Here is a 12,037-nt window from a genome sequence, read left to right as displayed (position 1 = left end):
GGCCTTGCAGGTCTCCTTGGCCTCGGCGTTAAACTGCTCGAGCTGCTCGGGCGTCACGTCCTCCATGGTCAGGCCCTCGTACTCAAGGCGCTCGCGCACCAGCTCGTCGGGGTTGCCGCCCAGCAGGATGTCGGTACCACGACCGGCCATGTTAGTAGCGATGGTCACGGCGCCGTAGCGTCCGGCCTGGGCAACGATATGAGCCTCGCGCTCGTGGTGCTTAGCGTTGAGGACCTCGTGCGCGATGCCGCGCTTGGTAAGGGCGGCCGACAGCTTCTCGGAGCTTTCGATGGAGACGGTGCCCACCAGGACCGGCTGGCCCTTGGCGTGACGACGCTCCACATCGTCGGCGACGGCGTTGTACTTGGCCTGAATGGTGCGGTACACCAGGTCCTCGTGGTCCACGCGCTGCACGGGCTTGTTGGAGGGGATGACCTCGACGGGCAGCTTGTAGATCTCGCGGAACTCGGCATCCTCGGTAAGTGCCGTGCCGGTCATGCCGGAGAGCTTGTCATACAGACGGAAGTAGTTCTGCAGGGTGATGGTGGCCAGGGTCTGGTTCTCCTCGCGTACGAGCACGCCCTCTTTGGCCTCGATGGCCTGGTGCAGGCCCTCAGAATAGCGGCGGCCCTCCATGATGCGGCCGGTGAACTCGTCGACGATCTTGACCTCGCCGTTGGTGACCACGTACTGCTTGTCGCGGTGGAACATGTACTGGGCCTTCAGCGCTTGCTGCAGGTGGTTGACCAACTGGCCGGAGAGATCGGCATAGATGTCATCGATACCCAGGCGGCGCTCGATCTTCTTAAGACCGCGCTCGGTGGCGGCAATGGTGTGCTTGGCCTCGTCCATGACGTAGTCACCCGTGGGTTCAACGTCCTCGGTGGCGGTGAGCATGTCGTGCGACACGTCCTCGCCGCGCTCAAGGCCACGCACGGCACGCGCGAAGTCCTTGTAGGTACTGGCGGACTTAGTCCCAGCGCCCGAGATGATCAGCGGGGTGCGGGCCTCGTCGATCAGGATGGAGTCAACCTCGTCGACGATGGCGTAGTTGTGGCCGCGCTGCACGCGCTGCTCGGGACGGGTAACCATGTTGTCGCGCAGGTAATCAAAGCCGAACTCGGAGTTGGTGCCGTAGGTGACGTCGGCCTGGTAGGCCGGACGCTTGAGCTCGAGCGGCATGTTGTTCTGGAGCAGACCGACGGTCATGCCCAGGTACTTATAGATGCGGCCCATCCACTCGGAGTCACGCTTGGCAAGGTAATCATTGACAGTAACGACGTGCACGCCCTTGCCGGCAATAGCGTTGAGATAGCCGGCCAACGTGGAGACGAGGGTCTTACCTTCGCCGGTCTTCATCTCGGCGATGTGGCCCTCGTGCAGTGCCATGGCGCCAATGAGCTGCACGTCAAAGTGACGCATACCCATGGTGCGCTTGGAAGCCTCGCGCACGGTGGCAAAGGCCTCGGGGAGCATGTCGTCGAGCGACTCGCCGTTGGCGTAACGCTCGCGGAACTTATCGGTCTGGCCGCGGAGCTCCTCCTCGGTCATCTTCTCAAACTGGGGCTCAAGACCGTTGATCTGGTCGACGATCTTGTAGTAGCGCTTAAGGTCCTTATCGGATCCAAAGGACAGCAGCTTTGACATGAATCCCATGTGGTTTTCCTTTTTTGGCCATCGCCCACGCCGTGCAGCTGCGGGCGAGTTAAACACAGATGATTGTACTTTAGCCAAACAAGGCGCGGCCTATACGGTCGACCTCGACCGCCACGTAATAACTACGACCCGACCGACCTGCCAAAAAGGGACTGGTTTATTTTGGCAGGTTTTATCTGGGAAAACGCCGTCACTCTGCCATTTGGTGCAAACCAACCCGTCCCCTTCGCACCAATCTGGTGCAATGGGAACGGGTTAGCCTGCACCAATAAAAAGAAAAGGGCCGCGCACCCAAACGGATGCACGGCCCTTTTGCCATGAATGCGAGCGATTCCTCGGCGAGCTATTTACTCAGCAGCCTCGGTGGTCTCGGCCTCGGCAGCGGCCTCCTCGACGGGAGCCTCTGCGGGAGCCTCGGCGGCCTGCTTGGCAGCCTCCTCGGCAAACTTAGCAGCACGCTTGGCCTTCTCGGCAGCCTTAGCCTCAGCGGCGGCCTTGCGAGCGGCCTCGGCCTCAGCAGCCTTGGCAGCCTTGGCAGCCTTGGCCTCCTCAGCCTTCTTGAGCTGGGCGGCAGCGGCGCCACCGAACTTGTCGGCGAAGCGCTGGACGCGTCCACCGGTGTCGACGAACTTCTGCTGGCCGGTGTAGAACGGGTGGCACTCGTTGCAAAGCTCGACCTTCATCTCAGACACGGTAGCGTGCGTCTTGAAGGTGTTGCCGCAGGAGCACGTCACCGTGCACTCGACATACTGGGGATGGATACCCTGCTTCATGGTAGGACTCCTTATTGGTCAGGCGCTGGTTACCGATCAGCGCATAAGGCGTCTTGGTTTCCGACCAAGACAACAAACTTGGCTATGGTACCACGGCGTCGCGCGTCCCACAAAAGGTTCACGGTCTTTGTGCAGGGCGGCGTGGCCAACCGCAGCGAGCACGCACCCCGACGAGCCTTCACCCATGTTGCAGACGTGTAACGCCGCAGTAAGCACACCCCTTTTGGCGCCAGACAGGTACAATGATGAACACTGTACCGTAGCGGAGCGCCCCGCGCGCGCCGCAATCACGCGAAAGGGTTTCCCATGGCCGAGATCTCGTCCTCCCGTATCGTCATCACCGTCCTTGGCAAGAACCGCCCCGGCATCGTCGCCGGCGTCACCCGTGTCCTAGGCGAGGCCAACGTCGACATCCGCGACATCACGCAGTCCATTATCGAGGACATCTTCACCATGACCATGCTGGCCGACACCGCCGAGTCCAAGCTCGACTTCGCCGAGCTGCAGAAGGCGCTGGCCGAGGCCGGCGAGCTTTCGGGCGTCAACGTGTCCATTCAGCGTGAGGACGTCTTTAACTTTATGTATCGCCTGTAGCGAACAGGCCGCTCGGGGCAGCTTGACGTCATATCGTCCAAGCGCGCGGCCCCAAAGCGAACCGGAGAGGAGCGCGCATGGCCTACGACGCCAAGAAAATCTACTATCGCTTCGACGACCACCTGAGCCGCCTGGTTCTGGATTACGAGGCGAGCCGTCAGATTTCGCCCGAAAGCGAAAACCTCTACCACGGCCTGCCGACCGCCCCATACGACGAGGGCCTGTTCGTAGAGCACAACGTCAAGCGCGGCCTGCGCAATGCCGACGGCTCGGGCGTGGTCGCGGGCCTTACCCGCATCTCGGACGTGCACGGCTACAACAAGGTCGACGGCAAAGTCGTGCCCGACCAGGGCAAGCTTACGCTGCGCGGCTACAGCATCGAGGACCTGGTCAACAACGCCCAGGCCGAGAATCGCTATGGCTACGAAGAGGTCGCCTACCTGCTCATCACGGGCTCGCTGCCCAACAAAGAGGAGCTCGACGGTTTTTGCGGACGTCTGGGCGCTTTTAGGCACCTGAGCGATGAGTACGTCAAAGAGTTCCCCATGACCACGGTGTCGTCGAGCATCATGAATGTGCTTCAGCGCGCCGTGCTGCTGCTCTACGCCTTCGACGCCGAGCCCGACGCCATTACGCCCGAGCACGAAATCGACGTCGCCATCTCCATGCTCGCCCGTCTCCCCCGCATCGCCGCCTTCGCGCATATGGCCTCGGTCGCCAAGCGCCGCGGCTCCGAGGTTCATGTACCGCACCCCACACCCGGTTTCTCCACCGCCGAGACCATCCTGCAGGTGTTGCGCGGCGGCATGGCATTCACCCGCGACGAAGCCATGCTGCTCGACGTGATGCTCATGCTGCATGCCGAACACGGAGGCGGCAACAACTCCACGTTTGCCTGCCGCGTGCTGTCCTCCTCGGCCACCGACCCGTATTCCGCCTACGCCGCGGCTATCGGCTCACTCAAGGGCCCGCGCCACGGCGGCGCCAACGCCAAGGTCGTGTCCATGCACGAGGACATCCGTGCGCACGTCTCCAATTGGGAGGACGAGGACGAGGTCGCAGCCTACCTGGGCAAGATCCTCGACAAGCAGGCCTTCGACGGCACGGGTCTCATCTACGGTATGGGCCACGCCGCCTACACGCTGAGCGACCCGCGCGCCGAGGTCTGCCGCCGTTACGCGCGCACGCTTGCCGCCAAGAAGGACCTGGGCGAGGAGTTCGCGCTCATCGAGCGCATCGAGCGCCTGGCACCGCAGGTGATGCGCGACCACGGCATGACCAAGCCCATCTGTGCCAACATCGACCTGTACACGGGCTTTATCTACAAGATGCTCGGCGTACCCGAGACGCTTTTTACGCCGCTATTCGCCGTCGCCCGCATGGCCGGCTGGTCGGCACACCGCATGGAAGAGCTCTTCTGCGCGCACCGCATTATTCGCCCCGTGTATCGCCCGGTTATCGAGCCGCTGGAGTACAAGCCGCTCGCCGATCGCTAGGACGCGGACCGTTATAGAACCCGAGCGTGGCCAGGGCATCATCGCCCTCGGCCACGCTTTTTATGCCAGCAGAAAGGGCTGCATCAAATGATTGTGTTTTCCGATATGGATGGAACGCTGTTGACGAGCGATAAGCAGATGAGCGATGCCACCTGGGCGATGCTCGACGAGCTCGCTCGACGCGGGATTGAATTTGTGCCCTGCACGGGACGTCCGCTGTCGGGCATCTTTGAGCCCATCCTCGCCCATACCGCCGTGCACTATGCCGTTTGCGCCAATGGCGCCAGCGTCTGGCAGCTCGACGACGATGTGCCCACCGACGCCTCGCGCGCCACGTGCATCTTGAGCCGTCCGCTCGATTGCGGCATTGCCCATCGCATCCATCGCATCGCCGCCGGCCACGATGTGACCTTCGATATCTTCGCGGATGGGCAGTGCTTCCTCCCCCGCTCGCTCTACACGCGCCTGGACGAATTCTGCGGCGGCGACCCCCACATCGCGGCTTCGCTCAAGCGCACACGAACACCGATCGACATGGATATCGACAGCAAGATCGACGAAGTCGAGACGCTCGAACGCATCGCCATGTACTGGCACGACCCGGCCGATCGCGACGCCATCGCGACGGCGCTCGACACGCTCGGAGGCATTGAGGTCACGCGTTCTTACGCCATGAATATCGAGGTCATGGGCGAGGGCGCCACCAAGGGAACGGCCCTCACGTGGCTATGCGAGCATCTGGGCGAGCGTCTCGCCGACGCCTGGGCGTTCGGCGACAACATCAACGACATTCCCATGCTGCAGGCAGCGGGCCACGGCATGGCCATGATCAACGCCGAGCCCGAAGACCGCGAGGCCGCCGACGCCATCACCGAATACGACAACGACCACGACGGCGTCGCCCGCACCATCATGGACGCCCTCGCCTAGTCATTGGCCAGTCACTGGGGATGTTCTTAAATGACTAGTCGTTGGGGACACTCTTCGCAAAAAGCTGCAAGGACTGTCCCCCACTGTCGGCAGAAAAGGAACGTCCCCATCTGCCGGATTAGGAGAGACTCTCCAGCACGCGACGGAGCTCCTGCTGGACGGCGTGGTCGCGGTTACGACCCACCACGCGATCGGCCACCGCCTTGAGCGCGGGGCGCGCGTTTTCCATCGCGCAGCCCGTACCGACAAAGCGAATGATCTCGTAGTCGTTCATCGAGTCGCCAAACGCCATGACCTCGTCGCGTCCAATGCCGTAATGCTCCGCGAGCTGTGCGATGCCCGAGGCCTTCGACACACCAGGCTGCATGGCATCGATCCACGCGTTGCCCGAAGGCGCAAAAGTAAAGAGCTGACCAAGTTCGCGCTGCAGTACGTAAGCGCTGTCCATAACGGCACCGTCATCGCAAAAGATACTCGCCTTGATGATATTTACGCTGGGATCGGGCAGCTCCCAAATGCGCTCGGCATTGGGAAGGTCCTTATCGACCTCGCGCACGAACTTGCACTCGTCATCGAGCAAAAAGGACTTGGTTCGGTCAAAGAGCGCAAGATGCAGATTGGGAAACGTCGCGACTGCTTGGGCGAGCTTTCGAATCGCCAGGTGCGAATACACCTCGCGGTCCACCATCTTGCCGTCGGCGTAGACCTGGGCGCCGTTAGCGGCGACAAAGTCCATCTTGTCGCGAACGGGCGCAAAGAACTCGCACAGGCGATCGTAGCGACGACCTGACGATGCGGCGAAATGCACGCCATGCTCGTGTAGCGCCAGAATCAGTTCGTAGGTCTCGGGAGGCACCTGGCCGTTTTCGTCAAGCAGTGTGCCGTCCATATCGGATGCAATCAGTTTAAACATAGAAAAGCTCCCTTCGGGCTTGTTGGAATCGAACGTGTATCCGATTCCAACGTACCCAAAGGGAGCTCAAATAAGACTCCGCGGGCGTAAACGTTACAAGGACCTGGCAAATAGCTCACACATGCCAGAGGTCCTACGGTCGCGGCGTCAGGCGACACGCCATCCCGACGGCCAGTCGTTTAAAAACGTCCCCGATGACTAGTCGGCGTAGGTGAAGGTCGTGACGTCGAACATGCCCTCGGGGCGGATGCGGAGCGTCGGGATGACCGGCAGGGGCAGGAAGATGATGCCCATGATGGGGTCGAGCGGCGGCTCAATACCCATGGCGCGCGCCTTGACCATAAAGTCGTCGTGCTGCGCAGCAACGTCCTCGGCCGTGCCTTCGCTCATAAGACCACCGAGCGCCAGCGGAATGCGCGCCACGACCTCGCCGTTGCGCACCAGCACGTGACCACCTTGGCCCACGGCCTCAACGGCGGCCATCATATCGGCGGCGTTGTCGCCCACCACGCACACGTTGTGCGAGTCGTGGCCGATCGTAGAGGCAATGGCGCCACCCGTGATGGTGAAACCGCGCACCCAGCCGCGACCGATGTGCTTGCCAACAAGACCCAGGCCCGCAGGACCATCGCCGTCGGCGCCCTCGGCTTGCAGCGACACGCCGCGGCCGTGACGCTCGATCAGCATAATGCGGCGCAAGTCCTCGTCAGTCTCGGGACGAACCATGCCCGTGATGGCCTTGCCCGGCACCACGTCAATCACGGCCTCGCCCGGCTTAAAGGCATAGTCGAATACGTCGAGCGAAAGATTCGGCAGCTTAACGGAGGCGCGCAGCTCATCGGCAAGGGCCGCAACCTCGGCCATCTCGGGTGCGATCTCGCCCACAAAGGTGCCGTCCTGCGCCACCAGGGCACCGGCGGCATATACGCGATGCGGAGCCGCGGCAAACGTCAGGTCGTTGAGCACCAGCAGGTCGGCACGCTTGCCCGGGGCAATCGCACCGCGGAGCTCGTGCGGGTCGCGGCAGCCGTGATCCAGGCCAAACGCCTCGGCCGTGGAGAGGGACGCCATGGAGATGGCGACCACCGGGTCGATACCGGCCTCAATCGCCACGCGGCAGGCATTGTCGATCATGCCGGTTGCAAGCGCATCGGAAGGGGCACGGTCGTCAGTCGCAAAGCAGCAGCGGCGGGCGCGCGCTGGATTCTCCAGCAGCATCGGGGACAAATTGGCCAGGTCGTGGCTGCACGTGCCCTCACGCAGCATCACGTACATGCCGCGGGATAGCTTGTCGAGCGCCTCCTCGGGAATCGTCGACTCGTGGTCGGCGATAATGCCCGCTGCGGCATAGGCGTTGAGGTCCTTTCCGGCAACGAGCGGCGCGTGGCCGTCAACCTGCTTGGACGGCGTCTGGTTGGCAGCATCGATGCGAGCGCAGGTCTCGGGGTCGGCCATAAAGACGCCCGGCAGGTTCATCATTTCGCCCAGACCAAAGACATCGCCCGGATGCTCGGCAAAAAACGCCTGCATATCGGCAGCCGAAATAACGGCACCGGCCTGCTCGTCGGGCAGCGCGGGCACGCACGAAGGCATCATGTACTTGATGGAGATGGGTGCGCGGCGGCCGTCCTCGATCATAAAGCGCAAGCCGTCGAGACCGGCAACATTGGCAATCTCGTGGCTGTCGGCAATGGCGGTGGTAGTACCGCGCGTCGCGGCCATGCGAGCATACTCGGCGGGACGGATGTTCGAAGACTCGATATGCAGATGCCCATCAATAAAACCGGGAGCGAGATAGCGACCCTGGCAGTCGATGACCTCAGTTGCCTCGTAGGTGCCAGCGGCATCGTCGCGACCATCGTAGAGCACGCCGACGATCACACCGTCCTTGACGGCAACGCTACCGGGCGCCACACGCTGGCCATACACGTCGACGATCTGCGCATTGGTAAACAGCGTGTCGACGGGCACGCGGCCCTCGGCGGCCTCGATCACAGTCCTCATGACCTCAACGGACATACATACTCCTTTAACCGTAGAAAAAGGCTGCGGAGCGGACAGGCCTTCACCGCAGCAAACCAATAGCCATTGTATGCCCAAACGATGGGTCAACAATACGCCTCTCCGCTTAACGGCACACGCCGCTTGGCGCAATGGGGGCAGGTTACTTTGCACCGATGACAAGGAGTGCCCCAAAGTGCCGGCACAAAAGGAACGTCCCCAAGTGCCAACCACGGAAGCGCCGATGTTTTGGCAACGACAGCGAGCGGGCCGCATTTGAGACAAGGTGACGTGAAACGAAAGGGCGCTGACCTTCTGGTCGCGCCCTTGAAGTTGAACGTCAGATTGTCCAAATGCGGCCCGCGCAGCGTCGAGTCGTTACGCGGTTTGGTAAAACCGCGTAACTAAACCAACTTAAAGCCCTTGCGCTTGCCTACGGAGAGGGTGTCGCCCAGCTTTAGGGCACTAGGGTCGATGTTGTAGCTCTTGGGAGCCACGGCCTTGCCGTTGATCTTGACACCGCCGCCGTCGATATCGCGACGAGCCTGGCCGGCGCTCGCCGAAAGACCCAAGTCCTTGAGCAGGCCGGCGAGGTAGATCTGGCCCTCGTCGTTAACAGTCAGCTCAACGTGCTTCTCGGGGAAGTCGGCGAGCTGGCCCTCCTTGAACACGCGGTCGAACTCGGCCTGAGCCTCGTCGCCGGCACCGGCGCCGTGGTAGGTGTCGCACAGGTCGCGGCCCAGAGCGCGCTTGAGCTCGTAGGGGTCGGCAGAACCATCGGCCAGGGCGGCGTCGATCTTGTCGACCTCGGCCGGGGTGAGCGAGCTGGCCAGACGATAGTACTTGCCGATCATCTCGTCGGGGATGGACATGGTCTTGCCGAACATATCCTTGGGGGCGTCGGTCAGGCCGATGTAGTTGCCATAGGACTTGGACATCTTACGAACGCCATCGGTGCCCTCGAGCAGCGGCATGGTGAGCGCGATCTGGGGCTCCATACCCATCTTCTCCATGAGCTCACGGCCGGCGAGCAGGTTGAAGAGCTGATCGGTGCCGCCCATCTCCACGTCGGCCTTGATCTGCACAGAGTCGAAAGCCTGCATCACGGGATACAGGAACTCATGCAGGGCGATCGGCGTCTGAGACTGGTAGCGCTTGGTAAAGTCGTCGCGCTCAAGAATGCGGGCAACGGTGAACTTGGAGCACACCTGCAGCAGGCCGGCCAGATCCATCGAAAGGATCCAATCGCCGTTGTGCACGATGGTGGTCTTCTCGGGGTCCAGGATCTTCATGGCCTGGCTCACGTAGGTCTCGGCGTTGGCCTCGATCTGCTCCTGCGAAAGCTGCGGACGCGTGGAGTTCTTGCCCGAGGGGTCACCAATCAACGCGGTACCGTTGCCGATGATGAGGGTGACGTTGTGGCCCAGGTCCTGGAACTGGCGCATCTTGCGCAGCGGCACGGCATGGCCCAGGTGCAGGTCGGGGCTGGTGGGGTCGACGCCGAGCTTGATGTTGAGGGGCTCGCCCTTCTCAAGCTTCTTGCGAAGGTCGGCCTCGGGAACGATCTGCGCGGCGCCCGAGGTGATGATACGCATTTGCTCGTCAACAGACAGCATTGGGTATCCTCCTTTTGCTATAGCACCCTCGCCGAAAACGGCGGTGCTGGAAGTCCATAAACTCTCTTATGATAACAAACTGACGCGACGCGGCACCTACGACAGGAAAATCCTCGTCCTGCCGCATGCGTCAATGGCAACTGGCAGACGTGTACCGTCACGCTCAACCAGATAGCGTACCTGCCGACGACGCAAGCAGTCGCGGCAACGGACCTGTCCCGTCGCATCGGTGGCGCAGACGCCCTCGGCGGTCAGCAGGCAGTGCTCGCACACCATAAGCTCGGGACGGTCGGCGTCGACCGGACCAAAGACGCCGGGTTCAGCAGCCAGTTCGGCAATACGCTCCGCATCATTGCCGAGCAACTCGGCCGGCAAGTACACCCGCCCCGCACCGAGTCCGCGCAGCCAGGTAAGCGTGGCCCGATTCGCGCAGAACACCGGCGCCGCCACGTCAAATGTCACGCCCAGCTCGCGAGCGATCACCACCTGTCCCAGGTTGCGGCAGACGACGCACCCGGCACGCTGCATCAGTGAGCGGGTCCGGTCAGCGTCACCCGTGCGGCACACTTCGTCAAGCACCACAACGGCGTCGGACAAATCGAGTTCTCCGCGCGGGTCGGCATCCATCAGCTGCCAAGCAAAAACCATGCGAGCGGGAACCGCGCACTCCACCAACTCCGTCGACGCACCACCATCCACCGCAACGCCCTCAAAGGGCAGCACCTCAACGGCACGCGCAACGGGCGCAATCGCATCCGCCTCGGCCCGCATGCGCTCCAACACCGCCGCCGTCTGATCCAACACGCCGGCGCTGCGAATCAGGTATACCTCGCAGCCCGCGTCCACCTTACGCTTGCAATGCACGACGACGCGCTTCCCCGCTGCGGCATCCACCGGGCAGGGCACCTGCGGCCAGCGCTTGGGCACATCGGGACGCGCGTCGACACCCGGATAGAACCGAATCTCGAGCGTGTCACCCGCCGCCACGGCGGCGTCGAGCTCAACGGTCACCTCTTCGTGGCCCACAGCGACCAAGCGCCCCACGCGCACGCCCTGGTTAATTGCGCGCTCAAAGCTCATCAGCTCGGCACCCGAACGCCCTCGCAGGTACGCATCGGTAAACCCACGGTTAAACGACCTTCCCAGCTCGCGCTCAAGCTCTTCCACGGCACCGGGGCCCCACGCGCCGTCGCACAGCATATCGAGTGCCCGGCGCCACACCCGCACCACGTTGAATACGTAATCGGGGTTCTTCATGCGCCCCTCGATCTTGAGCGACGCCACGCCGGCATCTACAAGCTCGGGCAGATGCGCAATACCCAGATAGTCGCGCGGGCACAGCAGGCGATCTCCCTCGACAGCAACAACACTCTGCCCCGCCTCGTCCACTAGGTCGTACGCCAGACGGCACGGCTGTGTGCAGTCGCCGCGCATCGCCGAGCGCCCACGCCGCAGGGCCGAGAACTCGCACGCCCCCGAATAGCCGATGCAAATCGCACCGTGGCAGAATACCTCGATGGGCACGCCCGTGGCACATAGCGCCGCAATCTCGTCGACCGTCAGCTCGCGTGCCGTCGTCACGCGCTCGACCCCCAGCTCGTCGGTGGCAAGCCGCACGGCACCCTCGCTATGAGCGCCCGCCTGCGTGGACAGGTGAATCTCGACCCCGGGAATCGCCGCGCGCAGCGCGCAGGCCAACCCGGCATCGGCCACAATCAGAGCATCGGCGCCCAGCTCCAGTGCATGAGCTCCCAGCGCCACCGCGTCGGACAGCTCATCGTCAAACACGAACACGTTGAGCGTTACGTACACACGCACGCCATGAGCATGCGCCACGGCACAACCGCGCGCAAACTCGTCATCCGTAAAACCATGCGCGCTCACGCGGGCGTTAAAGCCGCCCAACCCCGCATAGATGGCATCGGCACCCGCGGCGATGGCCGCAAGCATCTGGTCGAGCCCGCCCGCCGGCGCCAGCAGCTCGGGCAGCGCCGCACCGGCAGCATCCAATCCAGTCTCGTATTGTCCGCTCGGCCCCATCGCCCGAATCGCCATCGG

General features: G+C 62.8%; 9 protein-coding genes. 3 read left to right on the top strand and 6 right to left on the bottom strand.

Annotated elements, in window-relative coordinates:
* Together secA and rpmE are read right to left on the bottom strand one after the other, a co-directional pair.
* Positions 1-1,656: preprotein translocase subunit SecA (secA, locus tag ABHR63_RS04020; protein ID WP_346965875.1), on the bottom strand; the 1,656-nt coding region annotated here is incomplete at its 3' end.
* A gap of 347 nt (positions 1,657-2,003) precedes the next feature.
* On the bottom strand, positions 2,004-2,429 hold the full coding sequence (gene rpmE, locus ABHR63_RS04015; RefSeq protein WP_006235303.1) for a 50S ribosomal protein L31: 426 nt from the start codon (positions 2,427-2,429) through the stop codon (positions 2,004-2,006).
* A gap of 306 nt (positions 2,430-2,735) precedes the next feature.
* Between rpmE and ABHR63_RS04010 the strand changes: the two genes are divergently transcribed.
* The 3 genes from ABHR63_RS04010 to ABHR63_RS04000 all read left to right on the top strand — a co-directional run bounded on the left by ABHR63_RS04010 (position 2,736) and on the right by ABHR63_RS04000 (position 5,449).
* The gene (locus tag ABHR63_RS04010; protein WP_006235289.1) at positions 2,736-3,023 is read left to right on the top strand and encodes an ACT domain-containing protein; all 288 of its coding nucleotides are present in this window, start codon (positions 2,736-2,738) and stop codon (positions 3,021-3,023) included.
* Between the two features lie 77 nt (positions 3,024-3,100).
* Positions 3,101-4,519: a citrate synthase gene (locus tag ABHR63_RS04005; protein WP_346965874.1), complete on the top strand. Its 1,419-nt coding sequence runs from the start codon at positions 3,101-3,103 to the stop codon at positions 4,517-4,519.
* An 87-nt stretch (positions 4,520-4,606) separates the two neighbouring features.
* Positions 4,607-5,449: a Cof-type HAD-IIB family hydrolase gene (locus tag ABHR63_RS04000; protein ID WP_346964943.1), complete on the top strand. Its 843-nt coding sequence runs from the start codon at positions 4,607-4,609 to the stop codon at positions 5,447-5,449.
* A 118-nt stretch (positions 5,450-5,567) separates the two neighbouring features.
* Here ABHR63_RS04000 and ABHR63_RS03995 read toward each other — a convergent pair whose 3' ends face one another.
* The 4 genes from ABHR63_RS03995 to ABHR63_RS03980 form a co-directional block, all read right to left on the bottom strand.
* On the bottom strand, positions 5,568-6,362 hold the full coding sequence (locus ABHR63_RS03995; protein ID WP_346964942.1) for a Cof-type HAD-IIB family hydrolase: 795 nt from the start codon (positions 6,360-6,362) through the stop codon (positions 5,568-5,570).
* Positions 6,363-6,560: 198 nt separating this feature from the next.
* Positions 6,561-8,381: an adenine deaminase gene (locus ABHR63_RS03990; RefSeq protein ID WP_346964941.1), complete on the bottom strand. Its 1,821-nt coding sequence runs from the start codon at positions 8,379-8,381 to the stop codon at positions 6,561-6,563.
* 386 nt (positions 8,382-8,767) lie between these two features.
* Positions 8,768-9,979: a tyrosine--tRNA ligase gene (gene tyrS, locus ABHR63_RS03985; RefSeq protein ID WP_035137437.1), complete on the bottom strand. Its 1,212-nt coding sequence runs from the start codon at positions 9,977-9,979 to the stop codon at positions 8,768-8,770.
* A 96-nt stretch (positions 9,980-10,075) separates the two neighbouring features.
* Positions 10,076-12,034: a U32 family peptidase gene (locus ABHR63_RS03980; protein ID WP_346964940.1), complete on the bottom strand. Its 1,959-nt coding sequence runs from the start codon at positions 12,032-12,034 to the stop codon at positions 10,076-10,078.
* Between the last annotated feature and the right edge of the window lie 3 nt (positions 12,035-12,037).

Origin of the sequence: Collinsella aerofaciens, from assembly GCF_039752775.1 — a bacterium.
Lineage (GTDB): Bacteria > Actinomycetota > Coriobacteriia > Coriobacteriales > Coriobacteriaceae > Collinsella > Collinsella aerofaciens_R.
The sequence above is the reverse complement of the archived record's forward strand: the minus strand, read 5'-3'. Positions and strand labels throughout refer to the sequence as shown.

What these genes read in the sequence shown, in the direction of transcription:
- rpmE (WP_006235303.1), bottom strand. Translation starts at nt 2,429, where the DNA reads ATGAAGCAGGGTATCCATCCCCAGTATGTCGAGTGCACGGTGACGTGC.
- ABHR63_RS04010 (WP_006235289.1), top strand. Translation starts at nt 2,736, where the DNA reads ATGGCCGAGATCTCGTCCTCCCGTATCGTCATCACCGTCCTTGGCAAG.
- ABHR63_RS04005 (WP_346965874.1), top strand. Translation starts at nt 3,101, where the DNA reads ATGGCCTACGACGCCAAGAAAATCTACTATCGCTTCGACGACCACCTG.
- ABHR63_RS04000 (WP_346964943.1), top strand. Translation starts at nt 4,607, where the DNA reads ATGATTGTGTTTTCCGATATGGATGGAACGCTGTTGACGAGCGATAAG.
- ABHR63_RS03995 (WP_346964942.1), bottom strand. Translation starts at nt 6,362, where the DNA reads ATGTTTAAACTGATTGCATCCGATATGGACGGCACACTGCTTGACGAA.
- ABHR63_RS03990 (WP_346964941.1), bottom strand. Translation starts at nt 8,381, where the DNA reads ATGTCCGTTGAGGTCATGAGGACTGTGATCGAGGCCGCCGAGGGCCGC.
- tyrS (WP_035137437.1), bottom strand. Translation starts at nt 9,979, where the DNA reads ATGCTGTCTGTTGACGAGCAAATGCGTATCATCACCTCGGGCGCCGCG.
- ABHR63_RS03980 (WP_346964940.1), bottom strand. Translation starts at nt 12,034, where the DNA reads ATGGCGATTCGGGCGATGGGGCCGAGCGGACAATACGAGACTGGATTG.